This window comes from Rhizobium sp. L51/94 (genome assembly GCF_019355555.1).
Taxonomy (GTDB): Bacteria; Pseudomonadota; Alphaproteobacteria; order Rhizobiales; family Rhizobiaceae; genus Rhizobium; species Rhizobium rhododendri.
This window is the reverse complement of sequence record NZ_CP072141.1, coordinates 3,362,256-3,385,895: the sequence shown is the minus strand read 5'-3', so window position 1 is coordinate 3,385,895 and position 23,640 is coordinate 3,362,256. Positions and strand designations below refer to the sequence as shown.

Genomic DNA, 23,640 nt, shown 5'->3' with positions numbered 1-23,640 from the left:
GACATTATCAAAATGCCCCACGACCAGCGGCAGATCTGCTCCTTCGGTCGTAGCGTATGGTATCAGCTTTGCGACTGGCTCTGCATCTGTTCTGCTTCGACTGTCACCTTCACCGTCAGGCTTTCCCCGGGCGTGCCGATGCGCATCCCTGAGACGGGAGCGGCGTCGCGGTAGCTGAGGCCTGTCGCAATCCGGACATAGCGTTCGTCCGGGCAGATGTCGTTTGCCGGGTCGAAGCCGATCCAGCCGAGGCCCGGCATGTAGGCTTCTGCCCAGGCATGCGTTGCCGTCTGCTCGGTAATGCCTTCCATCATCAGGTAGCCCGAGACATAGCGGGCAGGGATGCGCATGGCGTGCGCGGCAGCGATGAAGATATGGGCGTGGTCCTGACAGACGCCGCTCTTTCTCTCCAGCGCCTGCTCGGCTGTCGTCTCGGTATCGCTGGTGCCCTGGATATACTCGACAGTCCGGTTGATGGTGCCCATCAGCGCGTGCATGCGACCGATCTCGCTCTCGCCGGTCGCCGAACGCACCAGTTCCTTGGTCAATTTGCCGGCCTTGGTGAGCGGCGTGTCGCGTAGGAACAGCCAGAGCGGGCAATAGCCGGAGTGTGGGCCGATCACACCATTCAGCTCGTGCGTCTCGATCTCGCCCATAGCGACGATGCGGGTGCGATCCTGCGCGCCATCGAGCGACATCAGGTTGGTACGATTGCCGAACTGGTCGTCATATTCGACCTCCGTCTTGGCGCCTTCGACGGTCAGCGACCAGTCGAGCACGGTCTGTCCGGGGCCGGTGAGCGGCGTCAGACGCAGCCGCTGCAACGAGAATTGCGACGGTTCGTCGTAGCGGTATTCGGTGACGTGACTAATCTTCAGTCTCATGATCAAACCCGCTTATTGATTGAAACGATAACCGTCGGATATTTCCTGGCCGAGCTGGTTATTGCGCCAGACGAAGTTCTCGAGAAATTCGTGCAGGCCGTTGTTCATGATATCCTTGATCTCCAGCGTCTGCAGCATTTTGCGGATGCTTTCACCGGTGTCATGGGCAGCAAGACGTTCGCCATCCTCGCGGGCGAGATAGCTGAGATTGCTGACGATCTTCTCGTAGCAATAGGCGAGCGAGCGCGGCATCTGGCTGTTGAGGATCAGAAAGTCGGCAATGTTCGACGGCTTGTATTCCGCATCGTAGACCCAGCTGTAGGAGCGATGGGCCGAGACCGAGCGCAGGATCGACTCCCACTGGACATTGTCCAGCGATGAACCGACCGCCGAGACGGATGGCAGCAGCACGTAATATTTGACGTCGAGGATGCGTGCCGTATTGTCCGCGCGCTCGATGAATGTACCGATGCGGGCGAAGTTGTAGAGTTCGTTGCGCAGCATGGAGCCGTGGAATGCGCCACGAATCAGTCCGGCGCGACGCTTTATCGCATCGATGACTTCAGGCATTTCCGCCGCCTTCAGCCGTTTGCCGAGCAGCGCCTTGAGGTCGATCCAGCACTCGTTGGTCGCTTCCCAGGTCTCGCGTGTCAGCGCGGTTCGCACCATGCGGGCATTGTTGCGGCCGGCATCGATGCAGGACATGACGCTCGAGGGATTGTTGCGGTCGCGCAAAAGGTAGTCGATGGCGTCGGCGCCGGTGAGCTTGGCGTGGCCGACGTCGTAGGTTTCGCGGACGCCGGCGCTTTGCAGCACACCGTCCCAATCGTCTTCGACCGCGCCCATGCGGGTCAGCGACATGCGCATTCCGGCGTCGACCAGGCGGGCAATGTTTTCGGCGCGCTCGATGTAACGGAACATCCAGTAGAGGCCATTGGCGGTTCTTCCAAGCATGTCCGTATCAGTCCTCCAGTACCCAGGTATCCTTGGTGCCGCCGCCCTGGCTGGAGTTGACGACCAGCGAGCCTTCCTTCAGCGCCACGCGGGTCAGTCCGCCGGGAATGATCTGCACCTTGTCGGAAACCAGCACATAGGGCCTGAGGTCGACGTGGCGTGGCGCGATGCCCTTGTTGACCATGATCGGCACGGTCGACAGCGACAGTGTCGGCTGGGCAATATAGTTGTTCGGCCGGGCTTTCAGCTTCTCGGCGAACTCGGCGCATTCCTTCTTGGAGGAGGTCGGGCCAACCAGCATGCCGTAGCCGCCGGACCCATGGACTTCCTTGACCACCAGTTCGGACAGATGCTCGAGCACGTATTTGAGGCTGTCGGGTTCGGAGCAGCGCCAGGTCGGCACGTTCTCCAGAAGCGGCTTGCGACCGGTGTAGAATTCGACGATCTCCGGCATATAAGAGTAAATCGCCTTGTCGTCGGAGATGCCGGTGCCGGGTGCATTGGCGATGGTGATGTGGCCGGCACGATACACATCCATGATGCCGGGAATGCCGAGCGCAGAGTCCGCCCGGAAGGTCAGGGGATCGAGGTATTCGTCATCGACGCGGCGGTAGAGAACGTCGATTGCCTCATAGCCGCGTGTGGTACGCATCTTCACCTTGCCGTCGATGACGCGGAGGTCGGAGCCCTCGACCAGCTCGACGCCCATCATGTCGGCGAGGAACGAGTGCTCGTAATAGGCGGAATTGTAGATGCCGGGGGTCAGAACTGCGACGCGCGGCTTGCCCGAACAGCCGGGAGGGGCAAGCGACGCCAGGCTCTGGCGCAACAGGTTCGGATAATCCTCGACCGGGCGCACCTTGTTCTGATGGAACAGCTCCGGAAACATCTGCATCATGGTTTCGCGGTTTTCCAGCATGTAGCTGACACCCGACGGCGTGCGGGCATTGTCTTCCAGCACATAGAACTGGTCTTCGCCGGTGCGCACGATGTCAGTGCCGACGATGTGGGTATAAACGCCGCCCGGAGGCCGGAAGCCGATCATCTCGGGGATGAAGGCGATATTCTTCTCGATCAGTTCACGCGGCACCCGACCGGCGCGGATGATTTCCTGCTTGTGGTAGATGTCGTCGAGGAAGGCATTCAGTGCGATGACGCGCTGTTCGATGCCCTGCGCGAGCTTTCGCCATTCACGGCCGGAGATGATGCGCGGGATGATATCGAAGGGGATCAGCTTTTCCGATGAATCTTCGTGTCCGTAGACCGCGAAGGTTATGCCTGTTTTGCGAAAGATGTTCTCGGCGTCGCGGGACTTGGCAATCAGATGGGCGCGATCTTGGTTGTTGAACCATTCCGAATAGGTTTGATAAGGCGCGCGCGGGCTTTCACCGGCCGTTATCATTTCGTCAAATGCCAAAGCTGCGGTCCCCGTTTTTTCTCATTTGAATACAATGGCGGAAGCAATGCAAGAAGCATGCGCAGTTGGAGATAGAATTTCGGAACCAATGGGAAAGCCCGGCAAGCGCTGAAAGAGCTGGCATAGACAGAATAACTAATATGCGAAGCGTTCCGGCTGGCATGTTTGCTCTGCACATCCTTTGCGCAGCTGGCTATTTTTTCTGCAGGATGCCCTGCCGGCAGCAGCCGGAGGTCGATGCGCGAGGCAAAGAAAAAGCGGCGGAATTGCTCCCGCCGCTTCGTGAGGTCAGATGGTTTGGCTTACGCCTGTTCGCGACGGGGGCCTGGGCGACCGCCGGCTGGCTTGCGGGCCTGGCCGTTGTTGCCGTCTGGACGACCGCGGGCTTCGCCAGCCTTGTGAGCTGGGCGGCCATGCGGCGGACGGCTGCGTGGTGCGCCGTTGTCGCCGGCTGGCCGAGCACGCTGCGGCGCCTTGGCCGGGCGGAAATCCGAGGTTGAGGCCAGATCGTTGTCAATCTCGCGCGGGGCACGTTCTGCAGTGCGCTGGCCACGGAAATCGGCATTGCGGTTGTTTTCGCGCGCTACTGCCGGGCGATCACCGCGGGTTTCGCTGCGGAAATCACCGTCTGGACGCGGACGACGAGCAGGACGGCCGTCGGAGCGGGGAGCGCCCGATCCGGCGCCACGACCCTGGCCCTGGCCACCACCACGGTTGCCGCCGGCGCCGGAGCGATTGCCGCCACCGCCACCACGGGCAGGACGGGCACGGTCCGCAGGCGCTTCGCCGCTGGCAACCTGGATGTCGATGGACATCAGGCGTTCGATGTCGCGCAGAAGACGGATTTCGTCCGGAGCGCAGAAGGCGATGGCGATGCCGTCGCGACCGGCACGGGCCGTACGGCCGATGCGGTGAACGTAGGCATCCGGTACTTCCGGCAGGTCGTAGTTGTAGACGTGGCTGACGCCGGGGATGTCGATGCCACGGGCAGCGACGTCAGTGGCGACGAGAACGCGGGTTTCACCGTCCTTGAAAGACTTCAAAGCACGCTCGCGCTGGCCCTGGCTCTTGTTGCCGTGGATCGAGGCCGCCGCGAAGCCGACGTGCTCGAGATGCTTCATCAGCTTCTCGGCGCCGTGCTTGGTACGCAGGAAGACCATGGCGCGGCCGTCCGGGTTGGCGTTCATCGATTCCTTGAGGAGCTCGGTCTTGTGGTTCTGGCCGGAAACGAAGTGAACGAACTGTTCGACCTTGTCCGCAGCCTTGCCGGGAGGCGAAACTTCGACACGGGCCGGGTTGCTCAGGAAGTCGGCGGCGAGATCGGCGATGGCCTTCGGCATGGTGGCCGAGAACAGCAGCGTCTGGCGCTTGGCAGGCACCATCTTCGAGATCTTGCGCAGGTCATGCACGAAGCCGAGGTCGAGCATCTGGTCGGCTTCGTCGAGGACGAGGTAGGACACATGGCCGAGCGTCAGGGCGCGACGGGCAATCAGGTCGAGCAGACGCCCAGGCGTTGCGACGAGGATGTCGACACCGCGTTCCATCTGCATCTGCTGCTTGTTGATCGAAGCGCCGCCAACGACGAGGCCGATCTTCAGCTGCGTCTTGCGGGTGTATTCCTTCAGGCTGGCAGCGATCTGGTTCACCAGTTCGCGGGTCGGCGCGAGGATCAGCGTGCGGGTGCTGCGGTGTTCGGGACGCTTGCCGTCCTTCATCAGCATTTCAATGATAGGCAGGCCGAAAGCGGCCGTCTTGCCGGTGCCGGTCTGGGCGAGGCCGACGAGGTCGCGGCCCTGCAGAACGAGCGGAATGGCTTCCGCCTGGATCGGGGTAGGGGTCGAATATCCCTGTTGGGTCAGAGACGTCACAATCTGTTCGGACAAGCCAAGATCGCTAAAAGTGGTCAATTCAATTGCCTTTCGAGGCGCCAAAAACGAGTTCGCCGGAACGCGTCTTGCGGTCCGGTCGGTCTCTGGCGTCAAGAACCCCGCGTGAAGTGGGAACTTGTAAGTTGGAAAATAGCTTTCCAGCGCATGGGACTGCCGCCATTCGGCAGTCGTTTTTCGAGCGCTTTTGTCCTTCTCTTGCGGGTCGTCTTTTTTCGCAGGGCATGCTCACGCGGCGGCCGGGAAGGTGAAAGCTGAGGGGCATATGGCCCTATTCGTCGCTGAAGTCAACTGTCAGCTTCGATAAACCAGCTGTCGGCAGCAGCGCTTTGTGTCGCAGCCAGATGCCATCGATGGAGCCTCAAAAGACCGGAACGCGTATGGTTAACACATTGTTAGCGGCCTGCTTGGTAAAAAGACAGACTGTATGCGTCGAACGAGCGAGGCTTTCTTGAAGAGCCGTGGTGAACTGTTGGATATTGCCTGTCATCGGATCACCGAGACCGACCGGCCTGCCTATGTCAAAAACAGCGATCTTCGATATGTCGCGGTAAACGAGGCTTATGCGGCATTTTTCGGCCGCGAAATCTCGGATTTCATCGGTTGTCGCAGTCACGAGCTCTCCCATCGCGCCGAAGATGCAGACCGCGAGGATAAAGAGCGCCGCGCCATCGTCTTCGGAACGGAAGAAACGTCGATCTGCTTCGCTCGGGATCGCCTATCGGCGTTCGAGGTGCAGATCGAAAGCTTCATGCCGGCGGAAGACCGGGCCTATATCTTCGGCATCTTTACCGAGGCGCCGCCCCAGATCGGTGCCAGCCGCTCGGTGGAACGTGTTTCGCCCGATGATGTCGCGACATCGATAATGCAGCTTGCAGACCCTGCGGTTGCTCTGGAAACCGGGTTAATTGCCGCCGCCGACACGTCGCTGCTTCGTTCGGGTGTGGTCGAGGAAATCTTCGGCCTGCTCGACATGGGAGTTGGCATCTACACTGCCGATCTCGAGCTTGCCTACTGCAACGGACGCTGGAACGACCTCTATCTGCGCTTGGTGGGCAGGGCGACGCTCGGCATGAACGCCCGTGACGTCTATTCGGCCGTTTTCGATTTCTGGTCGGGGAGGAGCCCCGATTCGATCACTGAGGACAAGCAGCGCTGGATTGAAAAGCGACTGTCGATCCTTCGCGCCGAGCATAGCGATCTCGTAGAGCGGACGCCGGATGGGGAATGGCTGCGCTGTATCCACAAGCGCCTGCCGGATGGGTCCATCGTCGCACTGCGCATCGACGTGACGGCGACCAAGGAAGGTGAAGCGCTGTTGCGCAACAAGATCGACGAGGCGACGCTCTATCGGACTCTCCTGCACGATCTTCCGGTCTCTGCCTTCGTGCGCGGTGCCGATCACCGGCTCCTCTACGGTAACGAGGCATATTTCCGGATGACCGGCCTGACAGCGGAGGCGTCGCTCGGCAAGACGGAAGTGGAAATGTTCGGCGAGGAGGGAACGGCCTTCTTCGCGGAAAACGAAGCCATGTTGCGCAGCCAGCAGCATCTCGAATTCGAGGACGAGGTCGCCTACGCCCCGGGGCGCCAGCATGCGGTCGTTACGCGGCTGAAGGGTGTTTCCACCTCCACTGGCAATCACTATGTCGTCGGCTCGATGGATGACGTATCGACGCTGAAGCTGGGCGAGAGGCAGCTTACGGAGACGCGCGCGCGCGCCGAGCAGCTTAGTCAGGATCTGGAAAACATCATAGGTTCGCTGCCGACAGGCGTGCTGATCTTCGATCAGAATTTCGACCTCGAATATGCCAACGATGCCTTCTACGAGATATGGGGAATGTCTGAGGAGGATCGCCGGGAGGCGACGTCGCTTCGCGAGGTGATGCGCCGAAATCATGCGCGTGGCTATTTCGGCCCGGACGCCCCGCATTGGGAAACGCTCTACCAGGCGCGGATAGAGGCGATCTCCGGCCCCGACGGCAGTCTCCAGTCCGAAATCAGTTTTGGCGTGGACCGCCGGGTGCTGGTGGACGGTCGCAAGCTTTCCGGCAACCGGACCTTGCTCTGCTACGCAGACGTTTCTTCGCTGTGCCGGAAGGAAAGGGAGCTATCGGAAGGGCGTGAGGCACTGGAGCGCCTGGGCGAACTGATGACCGATGCGACGCATGCGATGTCTCAAGGGCTGATGATCGTCGAGGACGGCATCATCATGCTCTCCAACGATGCGTTGCCCGGTATGCTGCAGATCGAGGCGGCATCGCTGTCCGTCGGCAGGCGATGGCTGAAGATCTTCCGTCATTGTGCCGCGCGGGGCGACCTTGGACCCGCGCCGCAGGAGGCACTCGCTGCCTGGGCCGACAGGATCCGTCGTCACCAGCCGATTTCGGCAAACTTCAATATCCGTGGCGAGACGTGGCTGCACATGAACGCATCCATGGGCCCTTCCGGCCGATGGCTGGTGGTTTTCACCGACGTCACGGACATGAAGGACCGCGAGACGGAATTGCAGCGCCTGCTTGCCCGCAGCGAAGCCGCGGACCGGGCAAAGTCGGAGTTTCTGGCCAATATGAGCCATGAGATCCGGACCCCGATGAACGGTGTGCTGGGAATGGCGGAATTGCTGGGCAAGACCGGGCTCGATGCGCGCCAGACGACCTTCGTCGACATCATCTCCAAATCCGGCAACGCACTGCTGACGATCATCAACGACATCCTCGACTTCTCCAAGATCGATGCCGGGCAGATGCAGTTGCGGCAGACGAGCTTCGATCCGGCGGAAGCGGTTGAGGATGTCGCGACGCTGCTCTCGTCTCAGGCCGGCGAGAAGAATGTCGAACTACTGGTGCGCGTCTCACCGCGCCTGCCGTCGATGGTGATCGGCGACGCCGGGCGTTTCCGTCAGATCCTCACCAATATCGTCGGAAATGCGGTCAAGTTCACCGAGCACGGTCATGTGCTTGTCGATGTCGATGCGGACCCTGTGCCGGGCAGGGCCACCATGGTCACCATCCGTGTGACCGACACCGGCATCGGCATCTCGAAGGATCGGCTAGGCTCGATATTCGACAAATTCTCGCAGGTTGATTCGTCGTCGACACGCCGCCACGAGGGTACCGGCCTCGGCCTTGCGATCACCGCTGGGCTCGTGGATCTGTTCGGGGGTTATCTGGAAGTTGAAAGCGCCCTTGGCAGCGGCTCGACCTTCAAGATCCACCTGCCGTTGCCGACTGCAACCGGCTCGCGTGGCAAAGGGCAGGTTCCGGTCAACGTCAAGGGTGCACAGATCCTCGTCATCGACGATCACGCCATCAATCGCCAGATTCTCACCGAACAACTTGCCGAATGGGGCTTCCAGAGCGTTGCCGTCGCCGATGGTCCGACGGGTCTCGCGATCCTGTCGGAGGCCGCCGACATCGGGGTCGCGGTCGATGCCGTCATACTCGACTACAACATGCCGGGCATGACCGGAGCCGATATTGCGCGCACGATGCGACAGGATCGACGCTTTGACGGGGTGCCGCTGATTTTCCTGACATCGATGGATGTTGCCGGCGCTGACAGGGAATACGCAGCGCTGAGCGGCGACGCCCACCTGATGAAGCCCGCGCGCGCAAACGTGCTCCGCAACACGGTGATCGAGGTCGTGCGCACGGCCCGTCAGCGTCGCTCGACCGGCGAGGCGCCGCGCCCGCTGGTGTCCGAGGCCCCGGAGGCCGTCGCGGGGCAGTCCGTCTCGGCTGCTGCAGTTTTTGTGACGGATAGGCCAGCGGAGAGCGTCGATATCCTGGTGGCAGAGGATAACGAGGTCAACCAGATCGTCTTCACGCAAATCCTGCAAGCGGCCGGCGCTCATTTCCTGATTGTCAGGAACGGCGAGGAGGCGGTCGCTGCCTACCGCCGGTGCACTCCGTCGCTGATCATGATGGATGTCTCGATGCCGATCATGAACGGGCTGCAGGCGACCCGTGCCATCCGCGAGATCGAAGCGGCGGACGGTGCCGGACGCCACGTGCCGATCATCGGCGTCACCGCCCATGCGCTCGAAAGTGACCGTGAACTGTGCATGGCCTCGGGGATGGACGACTATATGTCGAAGCCCATAAGCCCGGAACTGCTGGAAGCGAAGATCGGGCTGTGGATGAAAAATGCCAAAAGCTCCGATCAGCAATCAAGCGTCTGATAGACCCCTGACACCGCAGAGCATTTCGCGCTTTCCGGCAAAGCCCTTGCGTCGTTCGACGGCGAAGCCAGCAGCCTGCAGATTGCGGCGTACGAAACCAGCGGCGGCGTAGGTGGCGAACGTGCCGCCTTGCGACGTCTTGTCGTGGACCAGTTGCATCAGTTCAGGCGACCACATGTCGCCGTTGCGGGACGGCGCGAAGCCATCGAGGAACCACGCGTCAAAACCCGTTTCCGCGGCACCTACTCCATCTAGCGCGGGGCCGCAAACGACACTCAGTCGCGTCTGTTCGTCCAGTTGCAGCGAGACGATGCCTTCCGGCGTCTCGGGCCAGCAGGTGACCAGCGCCTTTCGTTCGTCATCGATTTCCGGCCAGCGGGACAAAGCCCGGTCGATCTCCTGTGCACGCATCGGATACAGTTCGAAGGACATGAAATGCAGCGTCGCGCCGGCCGAACGCTCGGTCTTCCATTGGCGCCACGTCTCGCAAAAATTGAGGGCGGTGCCGAAGCCGAGTTCGCCAATGCGGAATTCCGACCGGCCGTGCCAGCGCGCCGGCAGGCCGTTGCCGTCGAGAAAGACGTGACTGCATTCGAGGCGGCCATCGGTCTGGCAATAAAAATGATCGCCAAAGGCAGACGAATAAGGCATATCGCCGTCGCGCCATTCGAGCGGCTGGCTCATCGTCTGCGACGCGTCATCGGAAACTGGATCTGTCATGCCAAGAGCCGTTAATCCGGCAAAGCCTGCCGGTCAATCGTCTACCGCACTGCTGATCGTCGGCGGCGGCATCATGGGCCTCTGGGCTGCGGTCCATGCGGAATGCCAGGGCATCGAGACGCTGTTGGTCGACAGCGGCCTTCTGGGGTCCGGCGCCAGCGGCGGCGTGCTCGGCGCATTGATGCCCTACATGCCGGATCGCTGGGACAACAAGAAGCAATTCCAGCTGGCCTCGCTCGTGGCGCTCGAAGGCGATATCGCCGAACTCGAGCTCGAAACCGGCCTTTCGGCAGGTTATCGTCGCTCCGGCCGTTTCATCCCCTTGCCGAAGCCACACCTGCGCAAGATCGCCGAAGGCCACTCGCGCGATGCCGACGCCAACTGGCGCGAGGGAGACAGGCAATTCCACTGGAATGTCATCGACGATCCCGGAGAAGGCTGGATCGATCCGGCGTCGGGGGAAAGCGGCTTTGTGCATGACACGCTGGCCGCGCGGGTCGCGCCGCGTGGGCTGATCGCGGTTTTGTCGGCCTTCCTGCAAGGCGCGCGGAATGTCCGCATCCTTCAGGGCGTGGCAGTCGAGAGCCTCGATCCTGTCCGCGGCGTGGCGCATACCACGGCAGGCGATATTGGCTTCGGACATTGTATCCTCTCGGCCGGACATGCTGCCTTTCCGCTGCTGGGACAATTGACGACGGATCTGCAAAAGCCGCTGGGGCAGGCTGTCAAGGGACAGGCCGCGCTTCTTAAGGTCGATGTCGACCCCAACCTGCCAGTGATCTTTCGCGACGGTCTTTACATCGTGCCGCACGATGGCGGTCATGTGGCAGTGGGCAGCACCAGCGAAAACCAGTTCGACGATCCCCTGTCGACCGATGCGCTGCTCGATACGCTGCTGGCATCCGTGCGAGCCATGGTGCCGCTGCTGGCACAGGCCGAACTCGTGGAGCGATGGGCAGGCTTGCGCCCGAAAGCCATTGACCGCGATCCAATGGTAGGGCCGCATCCGGATCACCCCTCATTGATCGCGCTGACCGGCGGCTTCAAGATCACCTTCGGACTGGCACACCGGCTTGCTGCCATCGCTATCGGCGAGATCTCCGGTGCTCCGGCTTTCGCATCTGAAATGCCCGAAAGCTTCACCCTGGTGAATCACATTCGCGTGGCTTCGCGCACTGCGTGAAATTTGCCGGCCGCGCTTCGTCATTCTGTCACGCAAATCGCTTATCTGCATCGTTGCGCATGGACCTATCCGTGTGGCCGCGGCCCGGAGGAGGGATCATGCGCTATATCATTGGATTTACACCGCCTCCGCGCGATCCGCTGACGATGGTTGCTGCGAGCTGGCTTGGTCGGAACGTCTATACGGGCGAACGGGTCGAGGAGCCGGAGATTGGCGGTCTCGGCCTGCGCGAGGTCGCCTTTCATACCGCCCTGCCGCGTCGCTATGGCTTCCATGCAGCGCTCAAAGCACCGTTCCGACTGGCTGAGCCGACGGCTGAAGCCGCATTGCTGCGCGACCTCATGCGCTATTCAGGGACATTCGAGCCATTTCAAATCCCGCGCCTCGAAGTCGCACGGCTCGGCAATGCCTTTGGGCTCGTGCCGTCTTATCCGCTCAGTGCGCTGAATTATCTCGCTTCGGCGCTGACGCAGGAGTTCGATCATTTCCGCGCGCCGCTGACCGAGGCGGAAATCGATCGCTGCGATCCCGACCTGCTGTCGGCGACGCAGTTCGCCAACCTCCATCGTTGGGGATGCGCCGACGTGATGGATGAATTCCGTTTCAGGATGGCGCTGACGGGACCTGTGCATTCAGCAGACATGCCGCGTATGGAACGCGTCCTGCGCGATCTCTTCGAGCCTGTTCTGGCTGAACCGATTCTCGTCTCCAATATCGCCCTGATGATGGAAGAGAGCAACGACGGTCCATTCCGCGTCCACTCGCTGCATCCGATGGGCAAGGTCAGTGCGCGGAAATCCGCCTGACGAACCGTCGTCTGCCGTGCTGCAGGCGCTCACTTTCCGTCTCGACAACTCCGCTTTCGATGCTTACCGTCTGCCTGACTTCATGAGGTGGTTCGATGGTATCCGATATCTATCCGCGCGATCTGATCGGCTATGGCCGGACAACGCCCGATCCGAAATGGCCGGGTGACGCGCGTATCGCGGTGCAGTTCGTCATCAACTACGAGGAAGGCGGCGAAAGCTCCATTCTCGACGGCGATCCGGCCTCGGAAAATCTTCTCTCGGAAATCGTCGGTGCGGCAGCCTGGCCCAACCAGCGCAATCTGAACATGGAATCGATCTACGAATACGGCTCGAGGGCCGGATTCTGGCGGCTGTGGCGGATGTTTACCGATCTCAACGTGCAGGCGACCGTTTACGGCGTGACGATGGCCATGGCGCGTAACCCGGAGGCCGTAGCAGCGATGAAGGAGGCGGGCTGGGAAATTGCCAGCCACGGCTACCGGTGGCTCGAATACAAGGATTTTCCGGAGGAGGTCGAGCGCAAGCATATCGTCGAGGCCGTGCGGTTGCATACGGAACTGACCGGCGAGCGGCCCTACGGGATGTACCAGGGCAAGCCGTCCGACAATACGCTGCGGCTGGCCATGGAGGAGGGCGGTTTTCTCTATTCCTCCGACAGCTATGCCGACGATCTGCCCTACTGGGTGAAGGGCATCGACCAGAAGCCCTTCCTCATCATCCCCTACACGCTCGATACCAACGACATGCGCTTTGCGACCCCGCAGGGCTTCAACTCGGGCGACCAGTTCTTTGCCTATCTGAAGGATGCCTTCGACACGCTCTATCAGGAGGGCAAGGCCGGCAGCGCAAAAATGCTCTCGGTCGGGCTTCACTGTCGCCTCGTCGGCCGTCCGGCGCGCGCAGCCGCCCTGAAGCGTTTCATCGAATATGTCCTCGGCCACGAGAAGGTCTGGATCCCGCAGCGCATCGAGATCGCCCGCCACTGGCACGCGCACCACCAGCCGGGAACGCTGTAGATGATCATGCGCTACGACTTCGTGACGCGCTTCGGCGGCGTTTTCGAGCATTCGCCCTACATCGCCGAGCGCGCCGTCGACGCCGGCATTATCAAGGAGCCGCTGACGGCGGTTGGCATCCACGGCGCCATGGTGTCGGTGTTTCGTGACGCGACCCATGCCGAACGTCTGACGGTGCTGCGCGCCCATCCCGATCTCGCGGGCAAGCTGGCCATTGCCGGCAAGCTGACGATGGAGAGCCGGCAGGAACAGGCGGGGGCGGGGCTCGACAGGCTGAGCCCGGAGGAACACGCCCGCTTTTCCGAACTGAACAAAGCCTACGTTTCGAAATTCGGCTTTCCCTTCATCATCGCCGTCAAAGGCCTGACCAAGGACGACATACTCGATGCGTTCGAGATGCGTATCAACAACGACCGCGACACGGAGTTCGCGACCGCTTGCGTGCAGGTGGAGAAGATTGCCCTGCTGCGCCTTAAAACCATGCTTCCGGAGACTTGAATGACCTACATCGACCTGCCCGACATGCCATCCTTCACCGAGGGTGCCATCAACCTTGCCTCCGCCCGCCTCGGTGCCAAGGGCATCGATGTCTCCGACGAATTCTTCGCGCCGCTCAGCCGCATGCTCCAGGACGAGCCGCCCCACTGGGATGCGCTGGCCTATGACGACAACGGCAAGTGGATGGATGGCTGGGAAAGCCGCCGCAAGCGCGTTGCCGGCCATGACTGGGCGATAATCCGCCTTGCCATGCCGGGCAAGATCTTCGGTTTCGACGTCGATACCGGCTACTTCACCGGCAACTATCCGCCCCATTGCTCGATCGAGGCAGCCTTCGTCGAGGCAGGCGAACCGGATGCAACGACCGCCTGGACGGAACTGCTGGCAAAGTCGCCGCTCGGCCCCAGCGCCCACCATTTCTTCGAGATAGACGACAAGCAGAAGGTCTGGACGCATCTGCGGCTGCACATCTATCCGGATGGCGGCATTGCCCGGCTGCGGGTCTATGGCACGGCCTATTTCGACTGGTCGAAGGTGGGTGCTTCCGAGGAAGTCGATCTTGCCTACGTCTTCCACGGTGCCAAGGCACTGGCCTGGTCCGACGCCCATTACGGCCATCCGGACAAGCTGCTCGGCCCGGGCCGCGGTCGCAATATGGGCGATGGCTGGGAAACCAAGCGTCGTCGCGGGCCTGGCCATGACTGGGCAATCATTCGCCTCGGCCATGCCGGAAGAATCCATCGCGCCATCGTCGATACGGCATTCTACAAGGGCAATTTCCCCGATACCTGCGAGATTCTTGGCGCCTATCTGCCCGACCTCGGCGATAGCCTGACGGAGGCCGATATCGCCGCCTCCGAACAGTGGAAGCCGCTCCTGCCACGCACCAAGCTGCAGATGGATCACATCCATCCGTTCGGCAACGAGGCACTGGCCGACATCGGCCCGGTCACCCACGTCAGGCTGGCGATGCACCCGGACGGCGGCATCATGCGGCTGCGGTTGTTTGGGACGAAGGCTTGAGTTTTTTTTCTTCTGCCTCGCTGCGGTATGGTTGCATCGTCAGGAGTGTTGTGGCGATGAAGCCATCGGAAGTGCTGGATAGAAACAGGCAGGCGATTCGTGACGTTGCGGAGCGCTTCAACGCGGCCAATCCGCGCGTCTTCGGCTCGGTAGCACGCGGCGAGGATCGTCCCGACAGCGACCTCGATATTCTGGTGGATGCGCTTCCGGGCAGCACTCTCCTATCTCTCGGAGGCCTTCAGGACGCACTCGAGCAAATGATGCTTGGTACTTCGGTGCATCTTTTGACGCCGGGTGATTTTCGGGAAAATGTCCGGATGCGGGTTCTCGCCGAAGCAAAACCGATATGAGCGAAGATCGCATCGCCCTGATGCTCGATCGGATGCGCGCGGCCGCATCAGACGCCAACCGGTTTGCACCCTATGGCGACGTCATCGCTGAATCCGGACGGCGGTATCATGCGGCTGCGGTTGTTTGGGACGAAGGCTTGATTGCCGCGCCTTTCGTTCCTCCGGATTGTTGCCTATAATGATGGCTTCAGGAGCTTGGACATGAAGCCATCGGATGCCCTTCGAGACAACAGACAAGTGATACGGGAAATCGTATCCAATCGTCGGCTGGCAAATCCGCGCGTCTACGGGTCCGTGCTGCGGGGTGAGGACAGGGCCGATAGCGATCTCGATATTCTTGTCGACGCGATGCCCGGTACGACATTGTTGACGCTTGGCGGCCTGCAGGGTGATCTGGAGGCTGCACTCGGTGTACGTGTCGACGTCAAGGTGCCGGGCGATTTTCCGCCCAGGATCAGGGATCGCATCATCGCCGAGGCGGTTGCCATATGAGCGATGACAGGCTCGCCACCTATCTGGATCGCATGCAGTCAGCCGCAACCAAGGCGTCAAAATATGCCGCCGACGTAGGGCACGATGCGTTTCTGCTGGACGAGAGAACCCAGGACGCGGTGGTGATGAATATCATGGCGATCGGCGAGTGCGTGGTTAAGATCATGGATGGCCATCCCGACTTTGTTGCCCAGCATAGCGACATCCCGTGGCGCGACATCCGGGATATGCGTAACCGCATTGCCCATCAGTATTTCCAGCTGGATCTGGATACCGTCTGGTACACCGCCGCAACCATGCTTCCCGAGTTGCTCGATCAATTGCAAGGCTTGCGCAACTGGCGTGCTCAAGGCGAATGATGACACTTTCCCGATCTCTCGATATTCGGCCTCTCACCCGATCCGCCTTTGCACCTTTTGGCGATGTCATCGAAGCCGATCCTGCCAGGATGCGCCTCATCAATGGCGGCACGACGGAGCGGTTCCATGCGCTTGCCACGGCGGAGGCCGAGGGGGATGGCGCGGTTGTCATCATCAGCCTGTTTCGGGGCCAGCCTCGTGCCTTTCCCTACGCAGTCGACATGATGGAGCGACATCCGTTCGGCAGCCAGAGCTTTTCGCCCCTGTCCGGCAGGCCATTCCTCGTGGTCGTTTCAGATGACGAGGGTGGGCGACCCGGCCGGCCGCGCGTGTTTCTCGCCCGAGGTGACCAAGGTGTGAACTACGCCAGAAATGTCTGGCATCATCCACTGATGACGCTCGGAGAGGCCAGCGATTTTCTCGTGGTCGACCGGGACGGGCCGGACAACAATCTGCAGGAATTCTTTTTCGAGACCCCCTATATCATCGGAGCACCGACGCCATGACCGGACTGACGACCCACGTGCTCGACACGGCGCTCGGCAAGCCTGCAGAAGGCCTGTACATCGTTCTTTCCCGGATCGACGGGGAGGTGCGGACGGTCTTGAAGACGCTCGTCACCAACGCAGATGGCCGGGTCGATGGCGGACCGATGCTGGTTGGCGACAGTTTCGTAGCGGGCACCTACGAACTGCTGTTTCACGCCGGCGACTATCTGCGCGGCACGGGTTGCCAATTGCCCGAGCCTGCGTTTCTCGATGTCGTGCCGATCCGCTTCGGCATCGCCGATACGACTGCCCATTATCACGTGCCGCTGCTGATCTCGCCCTACGGCTATTCGACATATCGGGGAAGCTGAGAATGAGATTTGCCGCGATCGCCGATATCCACGGCAACTTCCTTGCGCTCGAGGCCGTGCTTGCCGACATCGCGGCATTGGGCATTTCCGATATCGTCAATCTCGGCGACTGCTTCAGCGGGCCGCTGGACGCCGGCAAGGTCGGCGACCTGCTGCTGGCGAGGCCCATGGTCACCGTGCGTGGCAATCACGATCGCTATCTGATCGACCGTGCCGTATCCGAGATGGAGATCTCCGACAGCGTCGCCTATCGCCAGATGTCGCCGGCCCATCTTGAGTGGATCCGGGCCCTGCCGACGAATCTACTCTATAAGGGCGAGGCCTATCTCTGCCATGCGACGCCCGAGGACGACAATCTATACTGGCTGGAGCAGGTGTCGCCGGATGGAAGGGTTTCCCTGAAGCCGATCGAGGCGATCGAAGCCCTGGCCGTCGATATCCCGCAGCCTCTTATACTTGCCGCGCACAGCCACATTCCGCGCATGGTGCGCCTGCCCGATGGTCGCCTGATCGTCAATCCCGGCAGTGTCGGCTGCCCGGCTTATGATGATGACGCGCCCTATCCGCACAAGGTGGAGGCCGGTCATCCGCTGGCGTCCTACGCGATCCTCGAAAAGCTGGAAACCGGCTGGACGGCGACCTTCCGCAATGTTGCCTACGATCACATGGCCGCTGCAGGGCTCGCGCTCGCCAACGGACGGCCGGACTGGGCGAGCGGCCTTGCCACGGGCTGGCTGAGGTAGCAGTTGGGCCGAAGCCTCAGATTTGCGACAACTCCGAGATGATCGACCTATCGACATCGTTGATGTCACGCTTGCCGCAGAGTGCCATGGTGACGTCCATTTCCTTGCGCAGGATGCTGAGAGCCAGTGTTACGCCTTCCTTGCCCATCGCCCCGAGGCCATAGAGGAAGGGGCGGCCGATATAGGTGCCCTTGGCGCCCAGTGCGACTGCCTTCAGCACGTCTTGGCCGGAGCGTATGCCGCTGTCGAGATGGACCTCGATCTTGTCGCCGACCGCATCGACGATCCGTCCCAGCATCGAGATCGACGAAGGAGCGCCATCGAGCTGGCGGCCTCCGTGGTTGGAGACGACGATGGCATCGGCACCGGTTTCTGCCGCAGCCCTTGCATCTTCGACGTCCAGGATGCCCTTGAGGATAAGCTTGCCGCCCCATTGCTTCTTGATCCAGGCGACATCGTCCCAGGAGAGCTTGGGGTCGAACTGTTCGGCCGTCCAGGATGACAGGGAGGAGAGGTCCGATACGTTCTTGGCGTGACCGACGATGTTGCCGAAGGAACGGCGCTTGGTGCCGGCCATGCGCAGGCACCACATCGGCCGCGTCGCCATCTGGTAGATGTGCTTCGGAGTGAATTTCGGCGGTGCGGACAGGCCGTTGCGCAGGTCCTTGTGGCGCTGGCCAAGGATCTGCAGGTCTGCCGTCAGCACCAGCGCCGAACAATTTGCGGCCTTGGCGCGGTTGATCAGGTTCATCACGAAGTCCTTGTCCCGCATCACGTAGAGCTGGAACCAGAAGGGCTTCGTCGTCACCGAGGCGACATCCTCGATCGAGCAGATGCTCATGGTCGACAGGGTGAAGGGCACGCCGAACTCTTCTGCGGCGCGCGCCGCCAGCATCTCGCCGTCCGCATGTTGCATGCCCGTCAGTCCGGTTGGCGCCAGTGCCACCGGCATCGACACCGTCTGTCCGACCATGGTCGTCTGCAGCGATCGGTTCGTCATGTCGACCAGAACCCGCTGACGCAGCTTGATCTTGTGGAAATCGCTCTCATTCGCGTCGTAGGTCGACTGCGTCCAGGCGCCGGAATCGGCATAGTCGAAAAACATCTTGGGAACGCGGCGCTTCGCCAGGGCCTTGAGATCGGCGATCGTGAGCGGTGTGGACATCAAAACTGCCTTCATGGGTAAAAGGTGGCTTCGCCTATGCATAATTCCGGCGATTTTGCTGGCCGAATTTCTTCCGCTGCGAGCGCCGGGTCAAGGGCAAATGCGAGCTTTGGTGCCGACTCCGGGGTTGTCTTCGAGAAAAGCAGTTTCCGCATGGGTAGTCCCTGTGAAAGCGGGCAAGGTCTGCCCGCTTTCATGTTTGGCTGGTGACGGCTCAGAACTCTTCCCAGGAGGCGTTCTCAGCGGCGGCCGATGCACGTCCGCCAAAGGCGCTGGCGACCTTGCGGCCCAAGGCTCGCGCGGGAGAGGGGGCGGGGCGGGATGAGGCGGAGACGCTGCGAACAGCAGGCTTGGCGCTGACAGCCTCGCCGCCGACATTGAAGCGGGCCAGGAGTTCGTTGAGCGATGCAGCCTCGCGGGCCAGGCTGTGGCTTGCGGCGGTCGATTGCTCGACCATGGCGGCATTTTGCTGCGTGCCCTGATCCATCGTGTTGACGGCGGTGTTGATTTCCTGAAGGCCGACGGATTGCTCACGGGTGGACTCGACCATCGCATGGATATGGCGATTGATCTCCTGAACTTCGGTCACGATGACCTCGAGCGCCTGACCCGTCTGGCCGACGAGTTGGACGCCGGAGCGAACGTGCTCGCCGGAAGCCGTGATAAGCGCCTTGATTTCCTTGGCGGCCTTGGCAGACCGCTGGGCCAGTTCGCGGACTTCCTGGGCAACGACGGCGAAGCCCTTGCCTGCTTCTCCGGCGCGGGCGGCTTCGACGCCGGCATTGAGGGCGAGAAGATTGGTCTGGAATGCGATCTCGTCGATTACGCCGATGATGTTGGAGATTTCCCCCGACGACCGTTCGATCTCGTTCATGGCGATTACCGCCTCCCGCACAACGGCACCGGATTTTTCCGCGCCGTCTCGGGCCTTTGATACAAGGTTTCCAACTTCCTCCGCGCGGCGGCTCGAATCCTTGACTGTGGTGGTGATTTCCTCGAGGGCTGCTGCAGTTTCCTCAACTGAGGCCGCCTGCTGCTCGGTTCGCTTCGACAGGTCATCGGCAGCGGAGCGGATTTCGTTGGCGCCGGCGTCAATTCCACGCGCATTCCGGCCGACGTCCTGCAATGCTTCCTGCAAGTTTGCGACCGAGCCGTTGAAATTGGCGCGAAGACCATCGAGGTGGCTGACGAACGGTGTTTCGATGCGATAGGCGACATCCCCGCTGGCCAACCGGTCCAGCCCTGCGCCCAGCTGATCGACGACGAACTGCACGTTGGCTGCTTCCTCCGCTTTTTGTGCCTCGCGTGCCATCCGCTCGCGCTCCGACATGCTGCGGTTGCTCTCTGCCTCGGCTTCAAGGCGAAGGCGCTCGATGGCATTGTCGCGGAACACGGAGACAGCCTCTGCCATCTGGCCCACTTCGTCGCGGCGATCCTGACCTTCGACCGGGGCCTCGGTATGCCCTTGGGCCAGCGACGTCATCCGGTCGCGCAGGCGAACGATCGGTGCTGTGATGCCTTTCGCGGCCACGAATAGAGCAGCCAGGATACCGAGCGCGAAAGTGATCCCGACAACGGTCAGGGACGTCAAGATCGTGTGGTTGGTCTGCTCCGTGAGCTCGTCGCTCTTGGCGCCGACCGCCGCAATAATTTCATCGTTGAGCGCTACTGTATCCATGGCAACGGGAGTGATCAGGCTGTCGGCCTTGCCCATGAGGGCCTTGGCTTCGTCGCTCTGGCCCGCCTGGCTCGCACGCACCGACGCGTCTGTCAGGGCAATGATTTCCTTGATCCTGACGATCAGCGCATCGACCTGCCGGGCGCGATCAGGAAGACTTGTCTTCACGAAATCCAGCTTCCCGAAAAGCTGCGACTTGCTGGTTTCGTAGAGGTTTACAGCCGCGCCGAAGGCTGGATCCTTCGCGGAGTAGGTAAGTGCCCGATAAGCATTGTAGGCGGTCGCACCCAGGTTGCGGTTTGCCCTTGCCATTTCGACGGACGCAACGTTGTCGGTCGCAATAAACTTGGAGTAATCCGTATCGGCGGCCTTATAGCGGCTTGCGACGAAAGCCGTTGCTCCAACGCCGACGATGCAAAGCGGGATAATCAGCGACAGGATCTTGGTGCGGATGCTGGCGTTCTTGAGAATTGACATTTGTCCTCGGAGGAGTGGGCGGGCAACGAATGGGACGCAAACGTCGGCAGCAGGAGGCGATGCCTCCCGCTCTTGACGAAGCGAGCAACTCGGGGGTCCGGCGAAATGATGAGTGAAATGGCAAGCGGCAGGTGCCATCATGGCGGCCGAAAACGATCCCTTGCCGCTGAGACCATTAGGTCAGCTGGCTTTAAATAAGGGTAAATGCTGACTTGCTTTATAAGAGCTTTTTTAAATTTGGTACCAAATAGTCACAGTGCTGTCTTTGACGCCACGCCGGCAACATAGGTCTCCGCAATGGCCCGGTCGTCGCCCATGGTCTGCAGGAGGAAAAGCTCCTCGACCAGGCTTTTCACCACCTCCATTTTCAACGCCATGGCAGGCGTAGCCGCTGCATCGAGAACCACGAGGTCGGCGTCGCTGCCGGGGTCGAGCGTGCCGATGCGGTCGGCAAGAGCAAGCGCCTCGGCGTTCCCAAGCGTCATGTGGTAGTAGCTCTCCAGCGGGTTCAGCCGTTCGCCAAGCAACTGCTGGATCTTGTAAGCCTCGTCCATGGTGCGCAGCATCGAGTAGCTCGATCCGCCGCCAATATCCGTGGCAACACCGATGCGAACCGGCTTTTCACGACGTGCCAACGCCTTCAGCGGAAACAGGCCCGAGCCGAGGAAGAGGTTGGACGTCGGGCAATGCACGGCGATCGCGCCGGCCTCGCTCATTGCATCCGCCTCGCGCTCCGAGAGATGGATGCAGTGACCGAACAGCGTCTTGTCGCCGAGCAGGCCGTAGCGGGCGTAGATGTCGGTATAGTCTAGCGCCTCGGGGTAGAGTTCTGCGGTGAACTTGATCTCGTCGTGGTTTTCCGACAGGTGGGTCTGGATGTGCAGCTCGGGGAATTCGCGGGCCAGAGCGCCTGCCGCCTCCATCTGCTGCGGTGTCGAGGTGATGGCGAAGCGCGGCGTGATGGCGACGTGGTTGCGACCCTTGCCGTGCCATTCGGCGATGACGGCGCGGGTCTCGTCATAGCCGAGCTGCGGCGTATCGAGCAGGCCCTGAGGGGCGTTACGGTCCATCATCACCTTGCCGCCGACCATGCGCATGTTGCGCCGAAGCGCCTCGCGGAAGAAAGCGTCGGCGGAGGTCTTGTGGACCGAGCAATAGGCAACGGCAGTGGTCGTGCCGTGGCGGATCAGTTCGTCGTACAGATGGGTGGCAATGCGCTCGGCATGGGCGCTTTCGACAAAACGGCATTCCTCGGGGAATGTGTAGGTGTTCAGCCATTCCAGCAGATTGGCGGCATAGGAGGCGATGACCTGCATTTGGGGAAAATGCAGGTGGGTGTCGATGAAGCCCGGCATGATCAGGTGTGGACGGTGGTCGATTTCGACCGCATCGACTGGAGCCTTGGCCTTGATCGCATCGTAGGGGCCGCGTGCGACGATCAGGCCGCCTTCGAGCAGCAGGCCGCCATCGCTTTCGTAGACGTAGCTTCCGGTGTCGGAGAGGTCGTGCGGCGCGCGGCTGAAGGAGAGAAGCCGGCCGCGCAGAAGTGTGGAGGTCATTGCGTCTTGCCTTGATTGACGGAGCTTTCGAACCAGGCGACCAGCACCTTGCGCTCCTCCGGCGTCACGTCGGTGACATTGCCCGGCGGCATGGCGTGGCTGCGGCCGGCCTGGATGTAGATTTCGCGGGCATGCATGGCGATCTCGCTATCGGTCTCGAACATCACGCCCTTCGGTGCCCGAACGATCCCCTCGTAGGCGGGTTCTGCCGCATGGCACATCGAACAGCGCGTCGTAACGATGGCCTTTGCCGCCGGGAAATGGGCGTCAGCGGCGAACTGCTGGAAGGCCGGCGCGACGGCTGCTGCGTCCTTATCGCCGGACAGGATCTTCGGCACCGTCGACAGCCACATGATGACGATGAAGAGGATGACGGTGACGAGCCATGTCCAGGTCGGACGGCCCTTGCGGGCGTGGGTGGTGTTGAACCAGTGGCGGATGGTGACGCCCATCAGGAACACTAGTGCGGCGATGATCCAGTTATAGGCCGTGCCGAAGGCCAGCGGATAGTGGTTCGACAGCATGAAGAAGATGACCGGCAAGGTCAGGTAGTTGTTGTGCAGCGAACGCTGCTTGGCGATGACGCCGTATTTCGCATCCGGCGTGCGGCCGGCGATGAGGTCGGCGACGACAACGCGCTGGTTGGGCATGATGATGAAGAAGACATTTGCCGACATGATCGTCGCCGTGAAGGCGCCGAGATGCAGGAAGGCCGCGCGGCCGGTAAAGAGGTGGGTGTAGCCCCAGGCCATGAAGACCAGCACGACGTAGAGCAGTCCCATCAGCACCCAGGTATTCTTGCCGAGCGGCGACTTGCAGAGCTGGTCGTAGACGATCCAGCCGACGGCGAGCGACGCAAGCGAGATCAGGATAGCGACGGGAGCGCTGACATCGAGGACATGCCGGTCGATCAGAAAGAGGTCGGCGCCGCCGTAATAGACGATCGCCAGCATGAGGAAGCCGGAGAGCCAGGTGAAATAGCTCTCATATTTGAACCAGGTGAGGTGTTCCGGCATGCTGGCCGGCGCCACCAGGTATTTCTGCACGTGATAGAAGCCGCCGCCGTGCACCTGCCATTCCTCGCCATAGGCGCCTGCAGGCAGATTGGCGTGCTTCACGAGGCCGAGATCCAGCGCGATGAAATAGAAGGACGAACCGATCCAGGCGATGGCGGTGATGACGTGAAACCAGCGGGCCGCAAAGGCCAGCCATTCCCACGCGATGGCGTATTCGTACATATTCGTCCCCTGTCGCAGTCGCCCCACATTGGAAAATTTTCAGCGCGGAGGGAAGGGGAAGGCGGCGAATACCATGCTGTTTGTTGCGCCTGCGAACACGCGGCGGGAAGATGTGACGGTTCGGTTACAGTTGCAGGTGAGACGCGT

The 23,640-nt window shown here is 61.3% G+C and carries 22 protein-coding genes; 13 read left to right on the top strand and 9 right to left on the bottom strand.

Going from position 1 to position 23,640, the window contains the following annotated elements; translation table 11 throughout:
* Positions 1-62 precede the first annotated feature (62 nt).
* From J5274_RS16460 to J5274_RS16445, 4 genes are all read right to left on the bottom strand, one after another.
* Positions 63-884: a transglutaminase family protein gene (locus J5274_RS16460; RefSeq protein WP_142823437.1), complete on the bottom strand. Its 822-nt coding sequence runs from the start codon at positions 882-884 to the stop codon at positions 63-65.
* A gap of 12 nt (positions 885-896) precedes the next feature.
* On the bottom strand, positions 897-1,838 hold the full coding sequence (locus J5274_RS16455) for an alpha-E domain-containing protein (RefSeq protein ID WP_142823436.1): 942 nt from the start codon (positions 1,836-1,838) through the stop codon (positions 897-899).
* 7 nt (positions 1,839-1,845) lie between these two features.
* Positions 1,846-3,255 carry a circularly permuted type 2 ATP-grasp protein gene (locus tag J5274_RS16450; protein WP_142823435.1) on the bottom strand — a complete coding sequence of 470 codons (1,410 nt, stop codon included), beginning with the start codon at positions 3,253-3,255 and terminating at the stop codon, positions 1,846-1,848.
* A gap of 302 nt (positions 3,256-3,557) precedes the next feature.
* Positions 3,558-5,138 carry a DEAD/DEAH box helicase gene (locus tag J5274_RS16445; RefSeq protein ID WP_224127770.1) on the bottom strand — a complete coding sequence of 527 codons (1,581 nt, stop codon included), beginning with the start codon at positions 5,136-5,138 and terminating at the stop codon, positions 3,558-3,560.
* Positions 5,139-5,592: 454 nt separating this feature from the next.
* Here J5274_RS16445 and J5274_RS16440 point away from each other — a divergent pair, with 454 nt between their 5' ends.
* A complete protein-coding gene (locus J5274_RS16440; protein WP_224127768.1) occupies positions 5,593-9,324 on the top strand; it encodes a response regulator in 3,732 nt (1,243 codons plus the stop codon).
* Here the strand turns inward: J5274_RS16440 and mnmD are convergent.
* On the bottom strand, positions 9,313-10,044 hold the full coding sequence (gene mnmD, locus J5274_RS16435) for a tRNA (5-methylaminomethyl-2-thiouridine)(34)-methyltransferase MnmD (RefSeq protein ID WP_142823433.1): 732 nt from the start codon (positions 10,042-10,044) through the stop codon (positions 9,313-9,315). The genes J5274_RS16440 and mnmD overlap by 12 nt on opposite strands.
* On the opposite strand from mnmD, the gene J5274_RS16430 reads away from it, so the two are divergent.
* The 12 genes from J5274_RS16430 (at position 10,043) to J5274_RS16375 (ending at position 17,376) form a co-directional block, all read left to right on the top strand.
* Positions 10,043-11,227 carry an FAD-binding oxidoreductase gene (locus tag J5274_RS16430; protein WP_142823432.1) on the top strand — a complete coding sequence of 395 codons (1,185 nt, stop codon included), beginning with the start codon at positions 10,043-10,045 and terminating at the stop codon, positions 11,225-11,227. The two genes, mnmD and J5274_RS16430, sit on opposite strands and share 2 nt — an antisense overlap.
* Positions 11,228-11,325: 98 nt before the next feature.
* Positions 11,326-12,033 carry a DUF1045 domain-containing protein gene (locus tag J5274_RS16425; RefSeq protein WP_142823431.1) on the top strand — a complete coding sequence of 236 codons (708 nt, stop codon included), beginning with the start codon at positions 11,326-11,328 and terminating at the stop codon, positions 12,031-12,033.
* Between the two features lie 95 nt (positions 12,034-12,128).
* Complete coding sequence (gene puuE / locus J5274_RS16420; protein ID WP_142823430.1) at positions 12,129-13,052, top strand: allantoinase PuuE; 924 nt, start codon at positions 12,129-12,131, stop codon at positions 13,050-13,052.
* On the top strand, positions 13,053-13,550 hold the full coding sequence (gene uraD, locus J5274_RS16415; protein WP_142823429.1) for a 2-oxo-4-hydroxy-4-carboxy-5-ureidoimidazoline decarboxylase: 498 nt from the start codon (positions 13,053-13,055) through the stop codon (positions 13,548-13,550).
* Positions 13,551-14,573 (top strand): allantoicase, encoded by a 1,023-nt coding sequence (gene alc, locus J5274_RS16410; RefSeq protein WP_142823428.1) that lies wholly within the window; start codon positions 13,551-13,553, stop codon positions 14,571-14,573.
* 56 nt (positions 14,574-14,629) lie between these two features.
* Positions 14,630-14,923, top strand: coding sequence for a nucleotidyltransferase family protein (locus J5274_RS16405; RefSeq protein WP_142829260.1), 294 nt, complete (start codon positions 14,630-14,632; stop codon positions 14,921-14,923).
* Positions 14,920-15,102: a hypothetical protein gene (locus J5274_RS16400; RefSeq protein WP_142823426.1), complete on the top strand. Its 183-nt coding sequence runs from the start codon at positions 14,920-14,922 to the stop codon at positions 15,100-15,102. The genes J5274_RS16405 and J5274_RS16400 overlap by 4 nt, the downstream gene beginning before the upstream one ends.
* Positions 15,103-15,124: 22 nt before the next feature.
* Positions 15,125-15,415, top strand: coding sequence for a nucleotidyltransferase family protein (locus tag J5274_RS16395; RefSeq protein ID WP_142823425.1), 291 nt, complete (start codon positions 15,125-15,127; stop codon positions 15,413-15,415).
* The gene (locus J5274_RS16390) at positions 15,412-15,774 is read left to right on the top strand and encodes a DUF86 domain-containing protein (RefSeq protein WP_142823424.1); all 363 of its coding nucleotides are present in this window, start codon (positions 15,412-15,414) and stop codon (positions 15,772-15,774) included. The genes J5274_RS16395 and J5274_RS16390 overlap by 4 nt, the downstream gene beginning before the upstream one ends.
* Positions 15,771-16,280, top strand: coding sequence for an ureidoglycolate lyase (locus tag J5274_RS16385; RefSeq protein ID WP_224140220.1), 510 nt, complete (start codon positions 15,771-15,773; stop codon positions 16,278-16,280). The genes J5274_RS16390 and J5274_RS16385 overlap by 4 nt, the downstream gene beginning before the upstream one ends.
* Entirely contained in the window at positions 16,277-16,633 is a 357-nt protein-coding gene (gene uraH / locus J5274_RS16380; RefSeq protein WP_142823422.1) for a hydroxyisourate hydrolase, read from the top strand. The genes J5274_RS16385 and uraH overlap by 4 nt, the downstream gene beginning before the upstream one ends.
* A 2-nt stretch (positions 16,634-16,635) precedes the next feature.
* On the top strand, positions 16,636-17,376 hold the full coding sequence (locus J5274_RS16375) for a metallophosphoesterase (RefSeq protein ID WP_142823421.1): 741 nt from the start codon (positions 16,636-16,638) through the stop codon (positions 17,374-17,376).
* A gap of 16 nt (positions 17,377-17,392) precedes the next feature.
* Here J5274_RS16375 and J5274_RS16370 read toward each other — a convergent pair whose 3' ends face one another.
* The 4 genes from J5274_RS16370 to J5274_RS16355 form a co-directional block, all read right to left on the bottom strand.
* The gene (locus J5274_RS16370; RefSeq protein ID WP_142823420.1) at positions 17,393-18,541 is read right to left on the bottom strand and encodes an alpha-hydroxy acid oxidase; all 1,149 of its coding nucleotides are present in this window, start codon (positions 18,539-18,541) and stop codon (positions 17,393-17,395) included.
* A 214-nt stretch (positions 18,542-18,755) separates the two neighbouring features.
* Positions 18,756-20,696: a methyl-accepting chemotaxis protein gene (locus J5274_RS16365; protein WP_142823419.1), complete on the bottom strand. Its 1,941-nt coding sequence runs from the start codon at positions 20,694-20,696 to the stop codon at positions 18,756-18,758.
* Between the two features lie 251 nt (positions 20,697-20,947).
* Positions 20,948-22,255: a guanine deaminase gene (gene guaD / locus J5274_RS16360; RefSeq protein WP_142823418.1), complete on the bottom strand. Its 1,308-nt coding sequence runs from the start codon at positions 22,253-22,255 to the stop codon at positions 20,948-20,950.
* Entirely contained in the window at positions 22,252-23,493 is a 1,242-nt protein-coding gene (locus J5274_RS16355; protein WP_142823417.1) for a urate hydroxylase PuuD, read from the bottom strand. Before J5274_RS16355 ends, guaD begins: the two co-directional genes overlap by 4 nt.
* Positions 23,494-23,640: the final 147 nt, after the last annotated feature.